Source organism: Brachybacterium zhongshanense (assembly GCF_055385755.1).
Genome location: NZ_AP043790.1, coordinates 2,000,490 through 2,023,490 on the forward strand (window position 1 = coordinate 2,000,490; position 23,001 = coordinate 2,023,490).

A 23,001-nucleotide genomic window follows, 5' to 3' on the forward strand; every position below is an offset into this window, starting at 1 on the left:
ACATGTTTGGCGAATCGTGTGCCCCCGCTTACCCTGGGAGCACGGACCACGGAATCGCGGGGGTCCGACAGACGAAGCCAGGAGGCCCTCACGATGACCCCGAGCACCCGACGCCGCCAGGAGCCGAGACTCAAGGTCGTCGGCGACGCGGAAGGATCAGCGTCCCCCTCGCTCACCGCGCGCCAGCGCCTCGTGCTCGAGACCATCCAGGACTCGATAGCCGGACGCGGATACCCGCCCTCCATGAGAGAGATCGGCGACGCCGTCGGCCTGACCTCCTCGTCCTCCGTCTCCCATCAGCTCCAGGCACTCGAGCGCAAGGGGTTCCTGCGCCGCGACCCCAAGCGTCCGCGCGCGATGGAGGTCGTCCTCCCCGACGAGGACGACGCGCCGTCGGCCGCTCCGGAGCCCGCCGAGGCGACCGCGGGCGGACCGTCTGTCGCGGTGCCGCTCGTCGGTCGCATCGCCGCCGGCGTCCCCATCACCGCGGAGGAGCACGTCGAGGACGTCTTCACGCTCCCGTCCCGGCTGGTCGGCGACGGTGATCTGTTCCTCCTCCAGGTCGTCGGGGAGTCGATGATCGATGCCGCGATCTGCGACGGCGACTGGGTGGTGGTGCGCAGTCAGCAGACAGCGGAGAAGGGGGAGATCGTCGCGGCGATGATCGACGGCGAAGCCACCGTGAAGACATTCGTCCAGCGCGACGGTCATGTCTGGCTGATGCCGCACAATCCCGCCTTCGCCCCGATCCTGGGCGACCATGCGGAGATCCTCGGGAAGGTCGTCGCGGTGCTCCGCTCCGTCTGACCCGCGAGGCCCGCCGCGCTCAGGCGCCGGTGCCGCTGAGGCGACGCAGCGCTCCGAGCGCGACGTCAGGATCCGTCGTCGGCCACAGAGGCGGCATCGCTGCACGCAGATAGCCCCCGTACCGGGCATTCGCCAGCCTCGCATCCAGCACCGCGACCATGCCGCGGTCCTCCTGAGAGCGGATCAGGCGTCCGGCTCCCTGTGCGAGCAGCAGCGCAGCATGCTGTGCGGAGACCGACATGAAGCCGTTGCCCCCGCGCTGCGAGATGCGCTCCTGACGGGCAGAGGTCAGGGGATCGTCGGGGCGCGGGAACGGGATCCGGTCGATGGTGACCAGCCGACAGGCGGGCCCCGGGACGTCCACGCCCTGCCACAGCGTCAGCGTCCCGAACAGGCTCGAGTCCTCACCCTCGCGGAAGTCACGGACCAGGTTCGCCATCGAGTCCTCGCCCTGGACGCCGATAGGCAGCGGGAGCCTCCCTCTGACGTGCTCGGCCGCGAGCTCAGCACCGCGACGCGAGGAGAACAGGCACAGCGCCCCGCCGTGCGACGCCTCGATCAGCTCGGTGAGATGGTCGAGCATCGCGAGCGCGGTCCCCTCTCGCCCAGGGGCGGGCAGGTGCCGGGCGACATACAGGATCCCCTGACGCGGGTAGTCGAAGGGGCTTCCGACGTCGAGCCCTGCCCACGCTCCGCGATCCTCCATCGCGGGGACCTCGTCCACTCCCGTGCGACCCGCACGAGCCAGGCCGACCTCGCCCGCCGGCGGTTCGAAGCGCCCGCCGAGAGCGAGCGTCGCCGAGGTCAGCACGGCCGTCCGATCCTCGAGGATCGCCCCGCGCATGGCCCCCGCAACGCTCATGGGCGCCACCTGGAGGCTCGAGCGACCGGTCGCCGCGGACCGTGAGACGGAGACGACGTCGTCCTCGTCGGGCGCCGAGAGCCGCTCGCACACGTCGATGATCTCCTGGAGGGAGGCGCGCACCGCCTTGCGTGCGCCCGCGGTCGCCACGGAACCGCCCTCCCCCGCCTCCTTGGCGTCCGAATGGGCTGTGCGGGCCTGCACCCTCAGCTGGCCGACGGCATCGCCGAGCCTCTGCGGCAGATCGCCGATGACCCTGCCGTCCGGCATCTGCTCGAGGGACTCCCTGAGCTCCTCGCCCGCATCGTCGAGCGCGGTCGCGGCGACGCCGAGGCTGCGGAGGTCACGCACTGCGCCCCGGACCATGCCGGGAGTGAGGACCTCGGTGACCGCGCCGGTCACGCGGGGGACCAGATCATGCGCCTCGTCGAAGACCACCACGTCATGCTCGGGGATGATGCCGTGGCCGTCGAAGGCATCGATCGCCAGCAGCGCGTGATTGGTGACGATGAGGTCGACCTCCCGCGCGAGCTCGCGACTGCGCTCGGCGAAGCAGTCCTCGACCATCGGACAGGTGCTGCCCAGGCACTGCGTGCCGGTGACCGAGACCTGGCGCCAGGCCCGATCCGAGACGGCGTCCTGGAGACTGTCACGATCCCCGGTCTCCGTCTCCTCAGCCCAGGAGCGCAGGCGCCGCACCTGGTCGCCGAGCTTCTCCGTGCCGCCGCCGCGGGAGACGTCGACCGGCACCTCGGCGAAGAGCGCCCCGGCATCGAGGTCCAGCGGGTAGCCGCCGTCGAGCTTGTGCCGGCACAGATAGTTGGCCCGCCCCTTCAGCAGGGCGAAGGTGGGGGTGCGCGGGAGATGCTCGGCGAGCGCCTCCACCAGCCGTGGGAGGTCCTTGCGCACGATCTGCGTCTGCAGGGCGATGGTGGCGGTGGACACGACGACGGGCCGACCGCTCAGCACCGCGTGACGCAGAGCGGGCACCAGATAGGCCAGAGACTTGCCCGTCCCGGTACCGGCCTGCACCAGCAGATGCCGACCGCCCTCCATGGCGGTCCCGACGGCCCGGGCCATGGCCTGCTGACCCTCGCGAGGGCTTCCGCCGACCGCGGTGACGGCCGCCTCCATGAGGGCGTCGAGCTCCGCGGTCGAGGCTGCGGGGGCGGGGGCGGAAGTCACCGATCAAGGGTAGCCGCACGGGCCGACCGGCCGCTCCCGCCGCGCCGTCGGATCCGTCAGATCCGTCGCACCCGACCGGGCCGGAGCGGCCGGAGGGCCGTGTCCGGCGAGCGACCGGAGGGCCGTGTCCGGAAGGCGACGTCAGGCCGCCGCCCGCAGCTCCGCGGCGAGCGCCTCGTCGACCCGTGCATGCAGGTGCGTGCCCTCCGCCAGGTGCTCCTCGGCGATGACCTCGCCGTTGGAGTGCACGCGCGAGACCAGATCCCCGCGCGAGTAGGGCACCACCAGGTCGATCTCGACAGCCGGGCGGGGCAGCCGCTCGGCGATCAGGTCCCGCAGCTCCTCGATGCCCATGCCCGTGCGGGCCGAGACCACGGCGGAGTGCTCCACCTGGCTGCGGATGCGCGCGATGGTCTCGGGCGATGCGAGGTCGGCCTTGTTCAGGACGACGATCTCGGGGACGTCGAAGCCCTCGAGCTCCCCGAGCACTGTGCGGACCGCCCGGATCTGGCCCTCGGGGTCGGGATGGGACGCGTCGACCACGTGCAGGAGCAGGTCGGAGTCGCCCACCTCCTCGAGCGTCGAGCGGAACGCCTCCACCAGCTGCGTGGGGAGGTGCCGCACGAAGCCCACGGTGTCGGCGTAGGTGAACTCGCGGCCGTCGGGGGTGCGGGAGCGCCGCACCGTCGGGTCCAGGGTCGCGAACAGCGCGTTCTCGACCAGGACGCCGGCACCGGTGAGGCGGTTCAGCAGCGAGGACTTCCCGGCGTTGGTGTACCCGGCGATCGCGACCGAGGGCACCTTGCTGCGCCGGCGGTCGGCCCGCTGGGCCTCGCGCCCTGGCGCCATCGCTCTGATCTCCCGGCGGAGCTTGGCCATGCGATCGCGGATGCGGCGCCGATCCAGCTCGATCTTGGTCTCGCCAGGGCCGCGGGATCCCATGCCGGCGCCCGCTCCGCCGACCTGGCCACCCGCCTGGCGGGACATCGACTCGCCCCAGCCGCGCAGACGCGGGAGGAGGTACTCGAGCTGCGCGAGCTCCACCTGCGCCTTGCCCTCACGGGACTTCGCGTGCTGGGCGAAGATGTCGAGGATCAGCGCGGTGCGGTCGACGACCTTGACCTTCACCACGTCCTCGAGGGCGCGACGCTGGCTGGGGGCGAGCTCGCCGTCGGCGATGACCGTGTCGGCGCCCACCTCGGCGACGATCTCGCCGAGCTCAGCCGCCTTGCCCCGGCCCAGGAACGTCGCAGGGTCCGGATGGGCCCGTCGCTGGAGGATGCCGTCGAGCACTTCGGATCCGGCGGTCTCGGCGAGCGCGGCGAGCTCGCGGAGACTGTTCTCCGCCTCCTCCGCGCCTCCTGACGTGTAGAGGCCGGCGAGCACGACCTTCTCGAGACGCAGCTGGCGGTACTCGACCTCGGTGATGTCCTCGAGCTCGGTGGACAGCCCGCGCACGCGTCGGAGCGCATGGCGATCGGCGAGGTCGAGCTGCTCGCCGTCGGCCTCGGAGGAGTAGGTCACGGCGGACACAGAGGCATCGCCGCGGGCCAGGATCCGGTCGGTGAGACGATCCCGACGAGGGGAGGCCGTGCTCCCCTGCGCATAGGACGTCTCCGCCTCGACGGTCTCCTCGACCCCTGCGGTGCCGGCCTCCGCCGCGCTGCTCTCCTCGACATCGGCGTCGGGCTCAGGATCGGGATGGAAGGCGATGGGCACGGGCGGGGCTCTCCTCGGGTCGGGGATGGTGAGGCCCCAAGAATCCCACGTCCCCCGGAACCGGTCGAGCGATTTCTCGCTGGGCGCATCCGCGCCGGCCGCAGAGGACTGCGGACTGGACGGCGGGCAACGGGCCGGTCCGTATCCTGGCGCCGTGGATCAGCACTACTTCACCCCCTCACCGGACTCCGACGACGTCCGCTTCCCCCTGCGCGCCTCTCTCGCCGGCGCGGAGCGCGACCTGGTCACGAGCGCCTCGGTGTTCTCCGGGAAGGGGCTCGACAAGGCGACCGCAGTCCTTCTGGATCGGCTCGACGAGCTCCGCGAGGTGCCCGCGCAGGCCCGGATCCTCGATCTGGGCTGCGGCTGGGGGCCCATCGCCCTGACCGCCGCTCTGCTGCATCCGGATGCCGAGGTCTGGGCGGTCGACGTCAGCGAGCGGGCGCGGGCCCTGACCGCCGAGAACGCCGAGCGCCTGGGCCTGTCGAACATCCGTGTGATCGCGCCCGACGACGTCCCCGACGGTCTGCGGTTCGACACGATCTGGTCGAACCCCCCGATCCGCATCGGCAAGGAGGCGCTCCACGCGCTGCTGCTGCACTGGTGCGCGCGCCTGGCACCGTCCGGGTCGGCGGCACTGGTCGTCGGCAGGAATCTGGGAGCCGATCCCCTCGCGCGCTGGCTCGGCGAGCAGCTGCCGGCGCGTGAGGTGGGGAAGGTCGCCAGCGCCAAGGGCTTCCGGATCATCGAGATCGGCCCCCGCCGCTGAGGCGGGGCCGGCGCGGTTCCGACGGGGGTCCGATCCGCGTCAGCCGAGCAGGGTCCCGTCGGCGACGAGTACTGCCGGGCCGGTCAGCGTGACCTCCCCGTCCGGGCGCCAGCCGACCTCGAGAGAGCCGCCGGGGACGTCCACACGCCACGGCAGGCGAGAGACGTCCTGCGCGCGCAGGGCCGCAGCGACGGCCACCGCGGCGACACCGGTCCCGCACGACTCCGTCTCCCCCACGCCGCGCTCGTGCACGCGCATCGCTACATGCCTCTCCCCGCGCGGGACCACCAGCTCGATGTTCGCGCCGGCCGACGGCTCAGGGTGCAGCACGGGGCGGTGCTCGAGGTCGATGGAGGCGAGCTCGAGTCCCTCGGGCAGGAAGGCGACGACGTGAGGGTTGCCCATGTCCACATCGGTGCCCTCGAGCATCTCGCCCCCGAGCTCGACCTTGCGAGCCCTGCCCGCGAGCTCCTCTGCGCCGACGCGCGCGGCTCCCATGCCCACCCTCACGCTCCAGGTTCCGCCGTCGGCCCCGTGCGACCCCGGCTCGGGATCGGCGAGGACCTCGATCGTGCGCTCGCCGGCGCGGGTCCATATCCGGTAGGAGTCATCGAGGACGTGGCCGGCGCGGCGCAGATGCGCAGCGAACACGCGCACTCCGTTGCCGCACATCTCAGCGAGGGAGCCATCGCCGTTGCGGTAGTCCATGAACCATTCGGGGGCATCCGTCGGGGCGTCGATGTCCGCCGCCCGGGTGCGGACGGCCCGGATCACGCCGTCGCCGCCGATCCCGCCGCGCCGATCGGCGAGCGAGCGCACCAGGTCGGCATCGAGATCGATCCGCCCGTCGGGGTCGTCCAGGATCACGAAGTCATTGCGGGTGCCGTGCCCCGTCGTGAAGCGCAGCGGAGGCCGCATGTCGGCAGCGGTGAGGTCGTGGTCGGGCTCGCGGTCGGAGGTCATGGGAGGAAGCCTAGGGCCGCCTCGACCTGGTGGTCGACCCCGACGCCATCGGCCCCGCGGCGGGCGTCGATCCATCGGACCCTCCGGTCCCGACGGAACCAGGTGTCCTGCTTGCGCACCAGCCGGCGGGTGCCCACGACCGTCGCCTCGATCGCCTCGGCGCAGTCCATGGTGCCGTCGAGGACCGCGAGAGCCTGCTCGTACCCGATGGCGCGCCGGGCCGTGCGACCGCGGTCCAGGCCGCGGCCCCGCAGCGCCCGGACCTCGTCGAGCAGACCTGCCGCGACCATCGTCCGGACGCGGCGCTCGATGCGTTCATGAAGGGCCTCGCGGTCCAGCTCGAGACCGATCTGGATCGTGCTCGGATCATGGTGGATCGGTCTCGGGAGGAAGGCGGCGAACGGCCGCCCGGTGAGCTCCCCGACCTCCAGGGCACGCACGATGCGTCGAGTGTCGTGGACTCCGATGACGGCGGCGGCCTCCGGGTCCCTGGAGGCGAGCTCGGCGTGGAGAGCCGGCGCCCCCTCGTCCTCGGCACGCGCCTCGAACCGCGCTCGCACGCCCGGGTCCGTGGGCGGGAACTCGATGTCGTCGAGCACGGCCCGCACGTACAGCCCCGAGCCTCCGACGAGGATCGGCACGCGTCCCCTGCCTCTGATCCCGGCGATCGCCTCACGGGCCCGCTGCTGGAACGTGGAGACGGACGCCTCCTCGGTCACCTCGAGGACGTCCAGCATGTGATGGGGCACCCCTCGGCGCTCCTCCACGGGGACCTTCGCCGTACCGATGTCCATCCCGCGATACAGCTGCAGCGCGTCCGCGTTGACGACCTCGCCGTCCAGCCGCTCCGCCAGCGCGATCGCGAGGTCGGACTTGCCGGTCGCCGTGGCGCCGACGATCGCCAGAAGAGGGAGGTCATCCGGTGGGCCGGTCGGCGGGGAGGTCATGCGCGGAACCCTACAACCGGCAGCCCGACGACCGGCAGTCCGGTACGGCGGCGGACCTCTGCGCTCTTCGTCGCTGACCAGGGACGCGTCACCGGGATCACCTCGGACGGGCGTCGACTTCCCGCAGGAACGGAGTAGGGTGAGCGACGGCCCGTCCGGGCCGGACCCGTCCCCTACTCACCAGCCGAGGTTGCACGTGCCTGCAGCGAACGAGTCCCCGCTCATCATGGACTCGACGGAAGGTCTCGCGCCGCTGTCGATGACGCGGGTGGAGGAATGCCTCACCCGACACGGCTACGCGTTCGTCGAGGACGAGGCGCACCCGGAGATCCTCCGGGCCCGCTTCGACGACTACCGATTCCAGTTCATGCTCAGCGGCGAGGATCATGGGATCCTCCAGACCCGCGGCCGTTGGAGCCACAGCGTGGACTTCTCCCGCAAGGTGCAGATGATCAAGCTCTGCAACGAGTGGAACATGAACCGCATCTGGCCCAAGGTGTATGTCCGGCGTGAGTCCGAGGGCCTGCTCGGCGTCTACGGCGAGCTCTCCGCCGACTTCCGGGCCGGAGCACTGGACTCCCAGCTCGACAGTGCGATCACCTGCGGGCTGAGCACCGTGATCGCCTTCTTCCACAGTCTCGAGGAGCGCCTGGGCGACGAGCTCGGGGATCTCGACACCTGAGGGACGGAGCGCATCCGCCCGACGGCCCGGGACGATCAGTGCACCACTGCACCGAACGTCCCGGGCCGTCCGCATGGATCCGGTGCGCGTCCCGGGCCTGCCGCTGACCGGCCTGGTCGCCTCAGCCCCGACGCAGCGACGGGATGCCGAGGACGACCGGCCCCTGCGATGATCCGGCCCCGGCCCCCGTGCCGCACGCCCCTCCGGTCCCGCATGAACCGCCGTGCTCCATCCCCGCGGCCGCGGCCTCCCACGCGTCCCCCGAGCGCGTCCGACGGAGGGAGAACTGCTCCCTGGACAGCTGATCGGCGGGCGCGGCCAGAGCGCTGTCCGCGATGAGGTAGTGCGGAGCGGCTCGGGTGACCGTGGCGGTGACGAGGTCCCCCGGGCGCGGGCGACCCGCTTCGGGCAGATCCGAGGGCAGCGCGAGATGCACGAGCCGGTGATCGCGCGAGCGGCCCGAGATGCGATGGGTCTCGCGGTCGCGATCGCCCTCGCCCTCGGCGACGAGGACCTCCACCACCGAGCCCTCGAGCTTCCGGTTCTCCTCGAAGGTGATGCGGTCCTGGAGAGCGACCAGGCGCTCGTAGCGCTCCTGGACGATCTCCTTGGGGACCTGATCATCCATCGTCGCCGCAGGGGTTCCCGGCCGGACCGAGTACTGGAACGTGAAGGCGCTGGAGAACCGCGACGCCTCCACGACCTCGAGCGTGCGCCGGAAGTCGTCCTCGGTCTCGCCGGGGAACCCGACGATGATGTCCGTGGTGATCGCCGCCTCCGGGATCCTGTCGCGCACGCGATCGAGGATGCCCAGGAACTTCCGTCCGCGGTAGGAGCGCTTCATGCGGCGCAGGACGTCGTCGGATCCGGACTGCAGCGGCATATGGAGCTGGGGCATGACGTTGGGCGTCTCCGCCATGGCGTCGATGACGTCGTCGGTGAACATCGCCGGATGCGGTGACGTGAAGCGGACCCGCTCGAGACCCTCGACGTCGCCGCAGGCGCGCAGGAGCTTCGCGAACGCGCCGCGGTCGCCGAACTCCACACCGTAGGAGTTCACGTTCTGGCCGAGCAGGGTGACCTCGAGGGCTCCCTGGTCGACGACGTCGCGGACCTCGGCGAGGACGTCGCCCGGCCGGCGGTCCTTCTCCTTGCCGCGCAGCGAAGGCACGATGCAGAAGGTGCAGGTGTTGTTGCACCCGACGGAGATGGAGACCCAGGCCGCATAGGAGGACTCCCGCCGGGTGGGCAGGGTCGAGGGGAACATGTCGAGCGACTCGAGGATCTCCACCTGCGCCTCGGCGTTGTGCCGGGAGCGGTCCAGCAGCACCGGGAGCGACCCGATGTTGTGCGTGCCGAAGACGACGTCGACCCATGGCGCCCTCTCCACGATCGTCGAGCGGTCCTTCTGCGCCAGGCATCCGCCGACGGCGATCTGCATGCCGGGATTCGCGCTCTTCGCAGGGCGCAGAGCGCCGAGGTTGCCGTAGAGCTTGTTGTCCGCGTTCTCGCGCACGGCGCAGGTGTTGAAGACGACCACGTCCACCTCGCCCTTCTTGGCATCGGCATCTGCGGGTGCGGCCTCGTACCCGGCCTCCTCGAGGAGGCCCGTCAGCCGTTCGGAGTCGTGGACGTTCATCTGGCACCCGAACGTGCGCACCTGATAGGTGCCGCGAGGTGCCTGGGAGGTGGTGGTCGACATAGTGCCTCCAGAGTACGGCGGCGCGCCTCCTGGTCACAGCACCGCGTGCGGGACCTCGCAGGTGCCGGCGCTGTCCGTCGACGCATCTCACGTCCGCCGTCGGAGGATCACGAAGTCGTGACGACAGCGGCGCGACGGCCCCGTGATCGACCCCACCTCGACTAGGGTCTACCTATGTCGCAGACCACACCGGGCGCCCAGCCGGCCGCCCGCCCGCTCGTGTCCCTGGCCGGGGTGCAGAAGCACTTCGGCGATCTGCACGTCCTGAAGGACATCGACCTCCAGGTCACCGCAGGGGAGGTGGTGGTCGTGCTCGGCCCCTCGGGATCAGGCAAGTCGACGCTGTGCCGCACCATCAACCGCCTCGAGACGATCGACGAGGGCGAGATCCGCATCGACGGCGAGCTCCTGCCGACCTCCGGGCCCGGACTCGCGCGACTGCGCGCCGAGGTGGGGATGGTCTTCCAGTCCTTCAACCTGTTCGCCCACAAGACGGTCCTGGAGAACGTCACCGTCGCGCCCATCAAGGTGAAGAAGGAGCCTCGGAAGCAGGCCGAGCAGAGAGCCATGGAGCTGCTCGAGCGCGTGGGGGTCGCCAACCAGGCGCAGAAGCTGCCCGCTCAGCTCTCCGGCGGACAGCAGCAGCGCGTCGCCATCGCCCGCTCGCTGGCGATGGCCCCGAAGCTGATGCTCTTCGACGAGCCGACCTCCGCGCTGGATCCCGAGATGATCAACGAGGTCATCGAGGTCATGACCGACCTCGCCAAGGACGGCATGACGATGATCGTCGTGACCCACGAGATGGGCTTCGCGCGTCGCACCGCCGATCGGGTCGTCTTCATGGATGCCGGACGCATCCTCGAGGTCCGCACCCCCGAGGAGTTCTTCACCGACCCGCAGACCGACCGCGCCAAGGACTTCCTCTCGAAGATCCTCCATCACTGAGCTCGGCGGGCAGGCACCTTCCCCTCCCCCCTCTCCTTCAGCTCCCCTGGATATCCACCTGACCGCCCACCGACCCTCCCCGACCGCTTCCGACGAAGGAGTTCACGATGTCACTGAACAGACGCCTCTTCCTCTCCGGCACCGCAGGATCCGTCGCCGCCCTGGCCCTCGCCGCATGCGGCGGTGGGGACGACGACGAGCCTGAGGTCGCCGATGTCGACGCCTCGGAGTTCGCCGAGGGCTCGACCATGGCGGCGCTCGCCGAGGCCGGCAAGATCACGATCGGCACCAAGTTCGACCAGCCTCTCTTCGGTCAGGCCGGGCCCGACGGCGATCCGGCGGGCTTCGACGTCGAGATCGGCAAGATCATCGCCGGTGCTCTCGGCATCGATGCCGACGGGATCGAATGGGTCGAGACCGTCTCGGCCAACCGCGAGCCGTTCATCGAGAACGGCAATGTCGACATCGTCGTGGCCACCTACACCATCAATGACACCCGCAAGGAGGTCGTCGACTTCGCCGGCCCCTACTACATCGCCGGCCAGGCGCTCATGGTGCTGATCGACAACGAGGACATCACCGGGGAGGACTCCCTCGACGGCAAGACGGTCGCATCGGTGGAGGGCTCTACGCCCGCGCAGTACATCACCGACAATCACCCCGAGGCCACGCTCCAGACCTTCGACACGTACTCCAACTGCGTCACGGCGCTCAAGAACGGTCAGGTCGACGCGGTCACCACCGACAACGTCATCCTGGCGGGCTTCGTGGCCGCCGACGAGGAGAGCCTGAAGCTGGTCAACGACGGCGAGACCTTCACCGAGGAGCCGTACGGCATCGGTCTCGCCAAGGGCGATGACGACTTCCGCGAGTTCATCAACGACACCCTCCAGGCCGCTTATGACGACGGCAGCTGGGCGGAGGCCTGGGAGGGCACCGCCGGCGCCGTCCTGCCGACCCCGGACCCGCCGGAGATCGACCGCTACTGAGCCGCTGAGCCGCCCGTCCCCCACCGTCCGTCGTCGGGTCGACCTGCCCGGTCGGCCCGACGACATGTCAGGAGCAGCCCATGGGAAGCCTCCTCCTCGAGAGGGAGATGCTCTGGAGCGCCTTCACGACGACGCTCACTCTCGCCGTCCTGTCCGGCATCGCCGCTCTGGTGATCGGCACGCTCATCGCGGCGATGCGCGTCTCGCCGTATGCACCGCTGCGGATCGTCGCCACCGCGTACACGGAGTTCCTCCGCAACACGCCGCTGACGATCGTGTTCTTCTTCTACGTGTTCGTGACCCCGTCGATGGGCTTCACCTTCGACTACAAGGTCGCTGCGGTCATCGCGCTGAGCTGCTACACCTCGGCCTTCGTCGCGGAGGCTGTGCGCTCGGGCATCAACTCCGTCGCGGTCGGGCAGGCTGAGGCCGCTCGTTCTCTGGGCATGTCGTTCCAGCAGAACCTCACGATCGTGGTGCTCCCGCAGGCGTTCCGCACGGCGGTGCCTCCGCTGATCAACGTCTTCATCGCGCTGGTGAAGAACACGTCGGTGGCCGGAGCCTTCAGCGTGTTCGAGCTGTTCGCCATGTCGCGGAGACTGACCAATGTGCACTCCGGCGACGTGCTGGGCATCCTGCTCGGGGTCGCACTGTGCTACCTGATCATCTGCATTCCCCTGGGCCAGGTGGCCGGATATCTCGAGCGGAAGGTGGCGTTCGCACGATGAGCACCAGCGGACCTGTCCTCTACGACGTCGCCGGCCCTGAGGAGAAGCGCAGGGAACGGATCATCTCTGTGGTCCTCGGCGTCGTCATCCTCGCGGTGGCCGGCGGGATCATCTACCGACTGCATCTCAACGGCGTGTTCGACGACCGCTGGATGGTCCTGGTGGACGTTCCCCCGAACTTCGCCGGTTACGAGACCAGGCATGTGTGGGCGGCGGTCTTCCGAGGCTTGGGGAACACGCTCCTGGCCGCCGTCATCTCTCTGCCGCTCGCTGCGCTGCTCGCCGTGCTCCTGGTGTCGCTGCGCGCGTCGCCCTATCGCGTGATCCGCTGGACGACCACGGCGATCATCGAGATCTTCCGCGGCCTGCCCGTGGTGCTCATGATGTTCTTCGCGATCCTCATGCTTCCTGGTTCCACGGCGCTCAGCGCTGTTGTCTTCGGTCTCGTGATCTACAACGGAGCGATCTTCGCGGAGATCCTTCGCGCCGGCATCACGGCCCTGCCCAAGGGACAGACGGAGGCTGCGGAGTCCGTGGGGATGGGCCCGTTCCTGATCTACCGCGACATCCAGCTGCCCCAGGCGGTGCGCATGATGCTCCCGTCGCTGATCGCGCAGGGTGTGGTCCTCGTGAAGGACTCCTCCCTCGGGTACATCGTCAGCTACGCCGAGCTGCTGCGCAGCATCAGCAGAGTTGCGGATGCTCTCACGAATGCCGACTACCTTCTGCCTCTCCTGACGGTCGGCGCGGCCGTCTACATCGCTCTGAACATCACCTTGTCGCGCATCGCCGTCCGTCTGCAGCGGCGCAGCGGGCATCGCCGAGCGGCACGTGTGGTCGGCACGCCGACAGTGGCCGACTGAGCCCTGAACTGATGCCGTGAGCCGCCGGCCCCGTGCGCTGAGCTCTCAGCGGAGGAAGTGATCGGACCTCGATGGTCAGACCGGTCAGTGCTCCTGTGCAGCCTCGCGCAGTTCACCCGAGATCACGCGGACAGCGAGGTCGCCCGGATATCCCTTGCGCGTCAGCAGCGCATCGAGACGACGGGAGAGCCGACGACGGTGCGAACCGTCACGATCCTCCTGGAGACGCTCGAGATCTGCCGGGCTCAGACGCGAGCGCACGAGTTCTCGACAGCGCTCCTCCTCGCCGTCGGGCCCGTCCTCATCTGCAGAGATCGCGTCAAGGATCACCGCAGGGGCGACCTCCCGCTGTTCGAGCTCACGACGCAGCGCCTCATCCGAGAGGGAGCGCAGCCGACGGCGCTGACGCACCCATTCTGCGGCGAAGGCCCGGTCGTCGATCAGGCCCGAGCGGTCCATGCGCGCCATCACCTCGTGGGCGACGTCCGCGGGCACCTCTCTGCGCGCCAGCGCTTGACGAAGCTCCCCCGCCGAACGCTGCCGGTTCGCGAGCAGTCGCATGAGGTAGCGGCACTCATGGATGACTGCCTTCTCCCGACCCGCGGCGCTGGGATCCACGGCCGCCGGGGCGCGATCGAGGATCTCACGAGTCCGCCGCTCGAGACGATCCCGAACGGCATCCTGCCCGAGGGGAGAACCGCTCGTCACCGCGCGCACGGACCTCTCCTCCCCCTGGAGAGCGGGAACGCCGTGCGCGCGGTCGTCATCACCGACCATGGATCAGATCGCGGCCGGGACGTCCTCATCGAGAAGGTCGTCCTCGAGAGGCGCATCGGTCTCCGACTCCGCTGCGGACACCTCTGCGGCGTACTTGCCCACGCCGAGGGTGCGCAGGATCTTCTCCTCGATCTCAGCGGCGAGATCAGTGTTGTCCTTGAGGAACTGACGAGCGTTCTCCTTGCCCTGCCCCAGCTGATCGCCCTCGTAGGTGAACCACGCACCCGACTTCCGGATCACGCCGTGCTCGACGCCGAGGTCGATCAGGCCGCCCTCGCGGGAGATGCCCTCGCCGTAGAGGATGTCGAACTCGGCCTGCTTGAAGGGCGGGGCCATCTTGTTCTTGACGACCTTGACGCGAGTGCGGTTGCCCACCGAGTCGGTACCTGCCTTCAGGGTCTCGATGCGACGGATGTCCATGCGCACAGAGGCGTAGAACTTCAGCGCCTTGCCGCCGGTGGTGGTCTCGGGGCTGCCGAAGAAGACGCCGATCTTCTCGCGCAGCTGGTTGATGAAGATGGCCGTCGTTCCGGAGGCGGACAGGGCACCGGTGAGCTTGCGGAGGGCCTGCGACATCAGACGCGCCTGCAGACCGACATGGGAGTCACCCATCTCGCCCTCGATCTCCGCCTTCGGGACGAGAGCGGCCACGGAGTCGATGACCACGATGTCCAGGGCGCCGGAGCGGATCAGCATGTCGGTGATCTCGAGCGCCTGCTCGCCCGTGTCGGGCTGAGAGACCAGAAGCGCATCGGTGTCGACACCGAGCTTCTTCGCGTACTCCGGATCGAGTGCGTGCTCGGCGTCGATGAAGGCGGCGATCCCGCCATTGCGCTGGGCGTTGGCCACCGCATGCAGCGCGACCGTCGTCTTGCCCGAGGACTCCGGGCCGTAGATCTCGACGATGCGCCCGCGGGGCAGACCGCCGACTCCGAGCGCGGCGTCCAGCGCCACGGAGCCGGTGGGGATGACCTCGACCGGGGGGCGGGTGTCGTCGCCCAGGCGCATGATCGAGCCCTTGCCGAACTGGCGGTCGATCTGGGCGAGTGCGGCGTCGAGAGAGCTGGCGCGCTCCTTCGGGGCGTTCTTGGGAGCCATGGGATTCGTTCCTTCCAGGTGGCCGGTGATGCCGACGAGTTGACCTTGCGGCCACAGTAGGCGGCTCGACCGACATCCGGTCCTCCGGCGCGGCCGTTGTGCACGACCGGGCGCTGGGGAGGAGCGGTGATGGTGCGGAGCCCGTCGACGCCGATCATACCCGAACAGACGTTCGAACGCCGGGAGGTCCGGCTCCGTGCGCGGCGTGTCGCGCTCCCCGAGTCAGCGTCGTCGCTGCTGCGCGGGAATCTCCCATCGCGAGCTCTCGGGCACGTCCATGGCGTCGCACAGGGCAATCCATACGCGCCGCACCGGACGCCCGTGCTCGAGGGCCTGGTCGGCCGTCAGGCCGCCGAGCTCCTCGAGCACGAGATCATGGGCGTACGTGCGGGCCAGGGCGGGACCGAACACGTGGTCGGCCAGCTCCGTGAACTCGCTGCGGCGCACGTCAACGCGCGCCCACCAGCGGGCCCGCCTCATCGGCAAGGCCCTCGGGGATCGTGTCCGGCACCGCCACGCCCTCGACCAGGGCGATGCGGTCGGAGACCTCGCGCAGCACGTAGGAGAGCGGGAGACCCAGGGCCTCGGTGACGGACAGCAGCAGCTCGCTGGAGGCTTCCTTCTGGCCTCGCTCGATCTCGCTGAGATAGCCCAGGGACACCCGGGCGTCGGAGGAGACCTGCCGCAGAGTGCGCCCCTGAGTGCGGCGCGCATCGCGGAGGACGTCCCCCAGTTCCTGTCGGAACAGGACCATGGCCTTGCCTCCCTTCCTCTGGTCGTTCTCGATCAGCACCTGTCGGTGACCGTTCATCGGCATCATCACGACGTGCACAACGCACCCGACGGCGTGCGTGTTCCCCGCAGTGTAGTGGGACGTGACCCAGGACTCCTGGGAACGGTTCACATCCGCGACATGTTCGTGACATGCCTGCCCATCGCGACCGCCTCCGGAGGCCCAGCCGGCGCTGCTCGGCATGACGCCGCTGCGCCGCGCTGCGCCCAGCAGAGCTGCCCCGCGCACGGCGCGCCCGCCACAGCACGGGCCTCCGCTCGCACTCAGCCGACCTGGAGCGTGTCGGCCAGCTCCGCGAGGGCCGCCTCGACAGCTGCCGAACGCACCCGCGCACGGTCACCGGGAAGGTCGAACCGGCGCGAGCTCGCGCCGCGTCCGCGGCAGGCCACCCCGATCCACACAGTGCCCTCCGGCACGCCTCGCTCGTCGGCCCCCGGACCGGCGACACCCGTCGTGGAGACGGCGATGTCCGCGTCGTACAGGACGAGAGCCCCCCGGGCCATGGCCTCGGCGACCCCGGCGGTCACCGCTCCTGTGCGCTCGAGCTCCTCGGGATCCACGCCCAGCACCCGGTGCTTGGCATCGTACGAATAGCACGCGGCTCCCCCGGCCACGGCGACGCTCGCTCCCGGCACATCCACCAGACGAGCCACCACGCCCCCTGCCGTCAGGGACTCCGCGGTCGCGATCATCCAGCCCCGCTCACGGGCGGCGGCGATGATCACGGCCGGGTCCACGGCCTCCGAGCCGATCGCGGCAGCGGGCCTCTCTCCCCTGGCGACCGGAGCGCTCGATGAACCGGCAGCAGCGTGATCGCGGTCGCTCAGCGCGGCATCACGAGGCATCGGGGGCGTCCGCCAGTGCCTCGCGCCTCAGCCTCAGTCCGTCCTTGAGGTTGACCAGGCCGGACCAGATCGTCAGCACGAAGGCGATCGTCACCAGCGCCAGGCCGATCCAGCGCGCCGGCTCCCACCACATCTCGAAGGGGATGAGGCAGAAGGTGATCGCGATGGACTGCATCATCGTCTTGGCCTTGCCGGCCATGTTCGCCGGCAGGGCCCCGTACTTGAGGATCGTGAAACGCATGATCGTGATGCCGAACTCGCGCACCAGGATGAGGATCGTCATCCACCAGGGCACGTAGTCCCACACCGAGAGCATGACGAAGGCGGCACCAGTCATGCCCTTGTCGGCGATCGGGTCGACGATCTTGCCGAAGTCGGTGATGAGGTTCCTGCTCCGAGCGAGATGTCCGTCGAGGAAGTCCGTGATCATGGCGATCATGAAGATCGCGGCCACGACGAGCCGGCCGCCGACGGACTCCGGATACATCGCGGCGACCACGATGAGCACGGGCACCATGACGCATCGCGCCATCGTCAGGATGTTCGCGATGTTCCACAGCGGCACCGGTGGTGCGGTCTGCGGATCATGGTCGACGTTCATGGGTCTCCTTCTGCGCTCGTCGCGCGCTCCTCGCCGTGCGCCGGTCCGGTCAGCGGCCGGTCAGCTGCCAGGCGTCCTCGCCGTCCTCGTCGGACTCGGCGTCGTCGTAGTAGTCGGTGGCGATCTCGGCGTCATCGTGGGACAGCGGGTCACCTGCATAGCGGTCGCCGTCGTCGTCGCCGTACCCGGATGCGCTGGCCGGTCCCGTGACGGCCGCAGCATCGTACGGCTCGGCGGTCCCCGCTCCCCCGTCGGACGCAGGCGCCCCGGAAGGCTCGTCCTCGCCGCGGATGCGCGCCAGGGCACCGGCCAGATCGTCGGGTCCGACCAGCACGTCGCGAGCCTTCGACCCCTCCGAGGGGCCGACGATCTCGCGCGACTCGAGCAGGTCCATGAGGCGGCCGGCCTTCGCGAACCCCACGCGGAGCTTGCGCTGCAGCATGGAGGTCGAGCCGAACTGCGTGGTGACCACGAGCTCGGCGGCCCGCAGCAGGACATCGAGATCGTCGCCGATGTCGTCGTCGATCTGCTTCTTGGCGGCGGCGACGGTGACGTCCTCCCGATAGGAGGGCTTCATCTGCTGCTTCACATGGTCGACGACCTTGTGGATCTCCGACTCGTTCACCCAGGCGCCCTGAACACGCATCGGCTTCGCCTTGCCCATCGGATGGAACAGCGCATCGCCCTGTCCGATGAGCTTCTCCGCACCCGGCGAGTCGAGGATGACCCGCGAGTCCTGGAGCGAGGAGGTCGCGAAGGCCAGGCGGCTGGGGACGTTGGCCTTGATGATGCCGGTGACGACATCGACCGAGGGGCGCTGGGTCGCGAGGATGAGATGGATCCCGGCCGCGCGGGCCAGCTGCGTGATGCGCTGGATCGAGGCCTCGACGTCGCGCGGGGCGACCATCATGAGGTCCGCGAGCTCGTCGACGACGACCAGCAGATACGGGTAGGGCGCCAGGCGGCGCTCGCTGCCGGGCGGGGGCGTCACGTCTCCGGCGCGCACCGCCTTGTTGAAGTCGTCGATGTGCTTGAAGCCGAAGGCCGCGAGGTCGTCGTACCGTGCGTCCATCTCGCGCACGACCCATTCGAGGGCCTCGGCGGCCTTCTTCGGGTTGGTGATGATCGGGGTGATCAGATGCGGGATGCCCTCATAGATCGTGAGCTCGACGCGCTTGGGATCCACCAGGACCATGCGCACCTCCTCCGGGGTGGCGCGCATCAGGATCGAGGTGATCATCGAGTTCACGAAGCTCGACTTGCCGGCACCGGTGGCACCGGCGACCAGGAGATGCGGCATCTTCGCGAGGTTCGCGACGACGTACCCGCCCTCGACGTCCTTGCCCACGCCCATCACCATCGGGTGCTCGTTGCGCCGCGCCACGGAGCTGCGCAGGACGTCGCCCAGGGCGACCGTCTCGCGGTCCGTGTTGGGGATCTCGATGCCGATGGCCTTCTTGCCGGGGATCGGCGAGAGGATGCGCACGTCCGCGCTGGCCACCGCATAGGAGATGTTCTTGTCGAGCGCCGTGACCTTCTCGACCTTGGTGCCCGGAGCCAGCTCGACCTCGTAACGGGTGACCGTCGGGCCACGGGAGAAGCCGACGACCTCAGCATTCACCTTGAACTGCTCGAAGACCTCGCCGAGCGCCTCGACCACGCGGTCGTTCGCCTCGGACCGGGACTTGTGCGGCGGCCCTTCCACCAGGAACGAGGACTCCGGGAGCGTGTAGACGATGTCGCCGGAGAGCTCGAGCTGCTCCCCCGCCCGGGGAAGGTCCCCCATCGGCGGCAGGACCAGCTCGGCGTCGCCGCCGTCGGCCTCCGCCGCAGCCCGATCGGTCGTCGGCGCCTCCTCGACCCGCTTCGCCGCCGAGGCGGACCGGGTGCTCGTCCCGGACCCCTTGCCGGCGGGCATCGGAGCCGTCGGAGCCGGGGCCGGCACCGACTCCCCGGCGGCATCCCCGCCGGGGAAAGTCTTGGCTCGCTGGTTCTCATCGTCGACGGCGCCGATCGCCGCCGTCGCCTCCTCCGGCTTCCTCCGCGGGCGGCGCTTGCGTCGCGACTGCGCTCCCTGTCCCTGATGCACCCCAGAGGCCTCGTCGGCGATGCCCTGCTCGAACGCCTCGTCGCCCGCATAGCCGAACCCGTCATGGTCGCGCTCCGCCTCGAGCCGCTCGGCCTCCTTCTCCTTGCGGCTGCGGCGACGCGATCGGGTCGGCTGGGCCGTCGTCTCCTGCTCGTGCAGCGATGGATCCTGCCGCCGCGGTCGCAGACCGAAGGCGACGCGCTCGGCGTCCTCCTCCTCGCTGTGCCCGACCATGATCCGGTAGAGGGACCGCAGCCTGGCGGGGATCGATTCCACCGGTGTCGCCGTGAGCACGAGGACGCCGAAGAAGATGACCACCGAGTGCAGCACCACCACGGCGACCGGAGGCAGCAGCGCGACCAGCGGCGCCGCGGCGAGATAGCCGAGCACGCCGCCGCCGCGCGAGAGCGCGTCGATGCCGTCGGACGGAGCAGGCAGCTTCGCGGAGACGGAGGCGATCGCCGAGATCGCGATGAGCAGGAGGGCGATGCCGATCGCGATGCGCGTGTTGGCATGGACCTGGTCAGGCCGTCGGAACATCCGCAGCGACCAGCCCAGGGCCAGCAGCGGGATGGCCATCGACGCGATGCCGAAGGTGCCCGCGACCACCGTGTGGACCGCTCCGAGCACGCCCGCGGTCGCCTGCCACCATTCGACGACGGCGACCAGGATGCCGATCATCAGCAGGAACAGCGCATAGCCATCACGGCGCAGCGCGGGAGCCACCTCCCAGCGGGCCACGCCGATCGATCGGACGAAGCCGCCGACCATCCGTGCGATCGCCAGATACCCGGAGCGCACTGCGCGCACCGGGAGAGGGAGCGTCGAGGGGTCGTCGGCCGCGGAGCCGGTCGTGCGGGAGGTTCCGGCGGACGCGCTCCGAGACGAGCCTTTCGACGCACGTGCGGGGGAAGACGTACGTGTCGCCATGGGAACCAATGTACCGCTCCGCCTCCCCGGGGCCGGGGAGGCGGAGCGGCGGGCGGGATCCTCAGACCTCGACGACGACGGGGATGATCATCGGGCGCCGGCGCAGGCGCTGGGAGACGTAGCGACCGATCACACGCCGCATGACCTGCTGCAGCTGGTACGTGTCCCTGCGGTTGGACTGGTCCGACACCGCCTGCTCGAGCGCCTTGACGATCTCGGGCCGGATCCTCTCGAACACGGCATCGTCCTCGGCGACGCCGCGCGCATGGATCTCGGGACCCGCGATGAGGGCGCCGGTCTCCGAGTTGACGACGGCGAACAGGGAGATGAATCCCTCATCCCCGAGGATGCGGCGATCCTTGAGATCGGCGTCGGAGATCTCTCCGACGCTCGCGCCGTCGACGTACACGTAGCCGTTGGGGATCTCGCCGACGACCCTCGCGACCCCCTCCACGAGATCGATCACGTGACCGTCGCGGGCGAGCACCACGTTCTCGGCCGGGACGCCTGTGGCCTCCGCGATCCGACCGTTGGCGATCAGGTGCCGCACCTCGCCGTGGATCGGCATGACGTTCCTCGGTCGCACGATGTTGTAGCAGTACAGCAGCTCCCCGGCGCTCGCATGCCCGGAGGTGTGGACCTTCGCCGTGCCCTTGTGGATCACCTCGGCGCCGAGCGCCAGCAGCCCGTTGACGACGCGGAACACCGCGTTCTCGTTGCCCGGGATGAGGGAGGAGGCCAGGATCACGACGTCGCCGGGGCCCACGCTCACGCGGTGGTCCCGGTTGGCGATCCTGCCCAGTGCGGCCATCGGCTCGCCCTGGCTGCCGGTGCACATCAGGACGACCTGCTCATCGGGCAGATCGTCGATGCGCTTGACGTCCACGAGGATGTCGTCCGGCACATGCAGGTACCCCATCTCCGAGGCGATGGTCATGTTGCGCACCATGGATCTGCCGACGAAGGCGACCTTCCGGCCGTGCGCGGCGGCCGCGTCGAGCACCTGCTGCACGCGGTGGACATGGCTCGAGAACGAAGCCACCACGATCTTCTGCGAGGCCTTCGCGAAGATCGAGTCCAGCACCGGACCGATCTCCCGCTCGCCGACGGTGAAGCCGGGCACCTCCGCGTTGGTGGAGTCCGCCATGAACAGGTCGACACCGGCTTCGCCGAGACGGGCGAAGGCGCGCAGGTCCGTGATGCGGCCGTCCAGCGGCAGCTGGTCCATCTTGAAGTCGCCCGTGTGCAGGACCGATCCCGCGGCCGTCGAGATGTGCACCGCGAGCGCGTCGGGGATCGAGTGGTTGACCGCCACGAACTCGCAGGCGAAGGGACCGAAGGACTCCGTCTGCCCCGCGCTGACCGCGAGCGTGTACGGCGTGATGCGGTGCTCGCGCAGCTTCGCCTCGATGAAGGCCAGGGTGAGCTGGGTGCCCACGAGCGGGATGTCCGGCTTCATCCGCAGCAGGTAGGGCACCGCGCCGATGTGGTCCTCGTGGCCGTGCGTCAGCACGATCGCCACGATGTCGTCGAGACGGTCGGCGATGGCATCGAAGTCGGGCAGGATCAGGTCCACACCCGGCTGCGCATCCTCCGGGAAGAGGACGCCGCAGTCGACGATCAGCAGGCGACCGTCGATCTCGAACACCGTCATGTTCCGGCCGACGTCGCCGAGCCCTCCCAGCGGGGTGACGCGCAGCGTCCCGGCGGCGAGCTCCGGAGGCGGGCCGAGCCGCTCGGAGAAGGCGGTGCTCATCAGGACCTCCAGGCAGGAGCCAGCGGCAGGATGCCCTCCGCACGGTCGAGGGCCTCGGCGAGCTCGCGCAGCTGCTCGTCATCGGCGGCGACATGCGGGGCACGCATCGCCCCATGGGGCAGGACGCCCTGGAGCATCAGCGCGGCCTTCGCCGCGACGGCCCCGGGCATGCGCCCCATCACCGCCTCGACCAGTGGAGCGAGACGAGCGTTGGCGGCGCGCGCGGCGTCCAGGTCGCCGCGGTCCACGGCGTCGACCATCTCCCTCTCGAGGTCACCGGCGACATGTCCGACCACCGAGACCAGACCGGCGGCCCCGAGTGCCAGCCACGGCAGGTTCAGAGCATCCTCACCGCAGTAGAACGCCAGGTCGGTGCTCGCCATCACCTGCGTCGACTGCAGCAGATCGCCCTTCGCATCCTTGACCGCCAGCACCCGGTCATGCTCGGCGATCCGAAGCAGGGTCTCGCGGGACAGCGGCACGCCGGTGCGACCGGGGATGTCGTAGAGCATCACCGGCAGATCGGTCGCGTCGGCCACCGTGCGCAGATGCGCGAGGATGCCGGCCTGCGAGGGCTTCGAGTAGTAGGGCGTGACCACGAGCAGACCGTCGATCTCGAGCTCGGCGTGCGCCCTCGCGAGCTCGACCGTGCGCGCCGTGTCGTAGGTACCCACGCCTGCCACGATCGTCACATCCGACCCGACGGCCTCGCGGACCGTCCGCGTGAGCGCGATCTTCTCGTCGAGCGAGACCGTCGGAGCCTCCCCCGTCGTGCCCGAGAGGACCAGCAGGTCGTTCCCGTGCTCGACCAGATGGGCGGCGAGCGCGGCCGCGGAGTCGAGGTCGATGCCCTCGGCATCGGGAGTCAGCGGGGTGACCATCGCGGTTCCCACAGCGCCGAATGGACGCGCGGGACTCGTGTACGGGCTGGTCATGGTCTCCTCCTGGGAA

21 protein-coding genes are annotated in these 23,001 nt (G+C 69.8%); 7 read left to right on the forward strand and 14 right to left on the reverse strand.

The features are described from left to right. Positions 1-93 precede the first annotated feature (93 nt). Positions 94-807 carry a transcriptional repressor LexA gene (lexA, locus tag ACZ5AJ_RS08975; protein WP_464133069.1) on the forward strand — a complete coding sequence of 238 codons (714 nt, stop codon included), beginning with the start codon at positions 94-96 and terminating at the stop codon, positions 805-807. 19 nt (positions 808-826) lie between these two features. Here lexA and ACZ5AJ_RS08980 read toward each other — a convergent pair whose 3' ends face one another. Both ACZ5AJ_RS08980 and hflX read right to left on the reverse strand, forming a co-directional pair. Then, the gene (locus ACZ5AJ_RS08980; protein WP_464138730.1) at positions 827-2,803 is read right to left on the reverse strand and encodes an ATP-dependent DNA helicase; all 1,977 of its coding nucleotides are present in this window, start codon (positions 2,801-2,803) and stop codon (positions 827-829) included. A gap of 192 nt (positions 2,804-2,995) precedes the next feature. After that, positions 2,996-4,573: a GTPase HflX gene (gene hflX, locus ACZ5AJ_RS08985; protein WP_464133073.1), complete on the reverse strand. Its 1,578-nt coding sequence runs from the start codon at positions 4,571-4,573 to the stop codon at positions 2,996-2,998. Positions 4,574-4,727: 154 nt separating this feature from the next. On the opposite strand from hflX, the gene ACZ5AJ_RS08990 reads away from it, so the two are divergent. Continuing rightward, positions 4,728-5,342 carry a class I SAM-dependent methyltransferase gene (locus ACZ5AJ_RS08990; protein ID WP_464133075.1) on the forward strand — a complete coding sequence of 205 codons (615 nt, stop codon included), beginning with the start codon at positions 4,728-4,730 and terminating at the stop codon, positions 5,340-5,342. A 39-nt stretch (positions 5,343-5,381) separates the two neighbouring features. On the opposite strand, the gene dapF is transcribed toward ACZ5AJ_RS08990, so the two are convergent. Together dapF and miaA are read right to left on the reverse strand one after the other, a co-directional pair. Then, positions 5,382-6,260 carry a diaminopimelate epimerase gene (dapF, locus tag ACZ5AJ_RS08995; protein ID WP_464138731.1) on the reverse strand — a complete coding sequence of 293 codons (879 nt, stop codon included), beginning with the start codon at positions 6,258-6,260 and terminating at the stop codon, positions 5,382-5,384. Positions 6,261-6,301: 41 nt separating this feature from the next. After that, a complete protein-coding gene (gene miaA, locus ACZ5AJ_RS09000; protein WP_464133079.1) occupies positions 6,302-7,252 on the reverse strand; it encodes a tRNA (adenosine(37)-N6)-dimethylallyltransferase MiaA in 951 nt (316 codons plus the stop codon). A gap of 196 nt (positions 7,253-7,448) precedes the next feature. Between miaA and ACZ5AJ_RS09005 the strand changes: the two genes are divergently transcribed. Continuing rightward, a complete protein-coding gene (locus ACZ5AJ_RS09005; protein ID WP_464133083.1) occupies positions 7,449-7,934 on the forward strand; it encodes a YbjN domain-containing protein in 486 nt (161 codons plus the stop codon). Between the two features lie 121 nt (positions 7,935-8,055). Here ACZ5AJ_RS09005 and miaB read toward each other — a convergent pair whose 3' ends face one another. Continuing rightward, entirely contained in the window at positions 8,056-9,636 is a 1,581-nt protein-coding gene (gene miaB, locus ACZ5AJ_RS09010) for a tRNA (N6-isopentenyl adenosine(37)-C2)-methylthiotransferase MiaB (protein WP_464133086.1), read from the reverse strand. Positions 9,637-9,810: 174 nt separating this feature from the next. Between miaB and ACZ5AJ_RS09015 the strand changes: the two genes are divergently transcribed. From ACZ5AJ_RS09015 to ACZ5AJ_RS09030, 4 genes are all read left to right on the forward strand, one after another. Next, positions 9,811-10,581, forward strand: coding sequence for an amino acid ABC transporter ATP-binding protein (locus tag ACZ5AJ_RS09015; protein ID WP_464133089.1), 771 nt, complete (start codon positions 9,811-9,813; stop codon positions 10,579-10,581). 107 nt (positions 10,582-10,688) lie between these two features. Further along, positions 10,689-11,570, forward strand: a complete 882-nt coding sequence (locus ACZ5AJ_RS09020; protein WP_464133093.1) for a glutamate ABC transporter substrate-binding protein — start codon at positions 10,689-10,691, stop codon at positions 11,568-11,570. A gap of 80 nt (positions 11,571-11,650) precedes the next feature. Further along, entirely contained in the window at positions 11,651-12,298 is a 648-nt protein-coding gene (locus tag ACZ5AJ_RS09025) for an amino acid ABC transporter permease (RefSeq protein WP_464133095.1), read from the forward strand. Then, positions 12,295-13,161, forward strand: coding sequence for an amino acid ABC transporter permease (locus ACZ5AJ_RS09030; protein WP_464133098.1), 867 nt, complete (start codon positions 12,295-12,297; stop codon positions 13,159-13,161). The genes ACZ5AJ_RS09025 and ACZ5AJ_RS09030 overlap by 4 nt, the downstream gene beginning before the upstream one ends. 84 nt (positions 13,162-13,245) lie before the next feature. Here ACZ5AJ_RS09030 and ACZ5AJ_RS09035 read toward each other — a convergent pair whose 3' ends face one another. The 9 genes from ACZ5AJ_RS09035 to dapA form a co-directional block, all read right to left on the reverse strand. Then, a complete protein-coding gene (locus ACZ5AJ_RS09035) occupies positions 13,246-13,878 on the reverse strand; it encodes a regulatory protein RecX (protein WP_464133102.1) in 633 nt (210 codons plus the stop codon). Positions 13,879-13,941: 63 nt separating this feature from the next. Continuing rightward, entirely contained in the window at positions 13,942-15,036 is a 1,095-nt protein-coding gene (gene recA, locus ACZ5AJ_RS09040; RefSeq protein ID WP_464133105.1) for a recombinase RecA, read from the reverse strand. A gap of 222 nt (positions 15,037-15,258) precedes the next feature. Further along, positions 15,259-15,483, reverse strand: coding sequence for a DUF3046 domain-containing protein (locus ACZ5AJ_RS09045; RefSeq protein ID WP_464138733.1), 225 nt, complete (start codon positions 15,481-15,483; stop codon positions 15,259-15,261). 1 nt (position 15,484) lies between these two features. Further along, the gene (locus ACZ5AJ_RS09050; RefSeq protein ID WP_464138734.1) at positions 15,485-15,790 is read right to left on the reverse strand and encodes a helix-turn-helix domain-containing protein; all 306 of its coding nucleotides are present in this window, start codon (positions 15,788-15,790) and stop codon (positions 15,485-15,487) included. A gap of 302 nt (positions 15,791-16,092) precedes the next feature. After that, positions 16,093-16,674, reverse strand: coding sequence for a CinA family protein (locus ACZ5AJ_RS09055; RefSeq protein WP_464133109.1), 582 nt, complete (start codon positions 16,672-16,674; stop codon positions 16,093-16,095). Next, positions 16,664-17,275 carry a CDP-diacylglycerol--glycerol-3-phosphate 3-phosphatidyltransferase gene (pgsA, locus tag ACZ5AJ_RS09060; protein ID WP_464133113.1) on the reverse strand — a complete coding sequence of 204 codons (612 nt, stop codon included), beginning with the start codon at positions 17,273-17,275 and terminating at the stop codon, positions 16,664-16,666. The genes ACZ5AJ_RS09055 and pgsA overlap by 11 nt, the downstream gene beginning before the upstream one ends. A gap of 49 nt (positions 17,276-17,324) precedes the next feature. Next, positions 17,325-20,174 (reverse strand): FtsK/SpoIIIE family DNA translocase, encoded by a 2,850-nt coding sequence (locus tag ACZ5AJ_RS09065; RefSeq protein ID WP_464133115.1) that lies wholly within the window; start codon positions 20,172-20,174, stop codon positions 17,325-17,327. A 181-nt stretch (positions 20,175-20,355) separates the two neighbouring features. Continuing rightward, complete coding sequence (locus ACZ5AJ_RS09070) at positions 20,356-22,050, reverse strand: ribonuclease J (protein WP_464133119.1); 1,695 nt, start codon at positions 22,048-22,050, stop codon at positions 20,356-20,358. Further along, a complete protein-coding gene (gene dapA, locus ACZ5AJ_RS09075) occupies positions 22,050-22,985 on the reverse strand; it encodes a 4-hydroxy-tetrahydrodipicolinate synthase (RefSeq protein WP_464133123.1) in 936 nt (311 codons plus the stop codon). The genes ACZ5AJ_RS09070 and dapA overlap by 1 nt, the downstream gene beginning before the upstream one ends. Positions 22,986-23,001: the final 16 nt, after the last annotated feature.

Coding starts and splice junctions, on each gene's coding strand:
- lexA (WP_464133069.1), top strand. CDS start 94: ATGACCCCGAGCACCCGACGCCGCCAGGAGCCGAGACTCAAGGTCGTC.
- ACZ5AJ_RS08980 (WP_464138730.1), bottom strand. CDS start 2,803: ATGGAGGCGGCCGTCACCGCGGTCGGCGGAAGCCCTCGCGAGGGTCAG.
- dapF (WP_464138731.1), bottom strand. CDS start 6,260: ATGCGGCCTCCGCTGCGCTTCACGACGGGGCACGGCACCCGCAATGAC.
- miaA (WP_464133079.1), bottom strand. CDS start 7,252: ATGACCTCCCCGCCGACCGGCCCACCGGATGACCTCCCTCTTCTGGCG.
- miaB (WP_464133086.1), bottom strand. CDS start 9,636: ATGTCGACCACCACCTCCCAGGCACCTCGCGGCACCTATCAGGTGCGC.
- ACZ5AJ_RS09015 (WP_464133089.1), top strand. CDS start 9,811: ATGTCGCAGACCACACCGGGCGCCCAGCCGGCCGCCCGCCCGCTCGTG.
- ACZ5AJ_RS09020 (WP_464133093.1), top strand. CDS start 10,689: ATGTCACTGAACAGACGCCTCTTCCTCTCCGGCACCGCAGGATCCGTC.
- ACZ5AJ_RS09025 (WP_464133095.1), top strand. CDS start 11,651: ATGGGAAGCCTCCTCCTCGAGAGGGAGATGCTCTGGAGCGCCTTCACG.
- ACZ5AJ_RS09030 (WP_464133098.1), top strand. CDS start 12,295: ATGAGCACCAGCGGACCTGTCCTCTACGACGTCGCCGGCCCTGAGGAG.
- recA (WP_464133105.1), bottom strand. CDS start 15,036: ATGGCTCCCAAGAACGCCCCGAAGGAGCGCGCCAGCTCTCTCGACGCC.
- ACZ5AJ_RS09050 (WP_464138734.1), bottom strand. CDS start 15,790: ATGGTCCTGTTCCGACAGGAACTGGGGGACGTCCTCCGCGATGCGCGC.
- ACZ5AJ_RS09055 (WP_464133109.1), bottom strand. CDS start 16,674: ATGCCTCGTGATGCCGCGCTGAGCGACCGCGATCACGCTGCTGCCGGT.
- pgsA (WP_464133113.1), bottom strand. CDS start 17,275: ATGAACGTCGACCATGATCCGCAGACCGCACCACCGGTGCCGCTGTGG.
- ACZ5AJ_RS09070 (WP_464133119.1), bottom strand. CDS start 22,050: ATGAGCACCGCCTTCTCCGAGCGGCTCGGCCCGCCTCCGGAGCTCGCC.
- dapA (WP_464133123.1), bottom strand. CDS start 22,985: ATGACCAGCCCGTACACGAGTCCCGCGCGTCCATTCGGCGCTGTGGGA.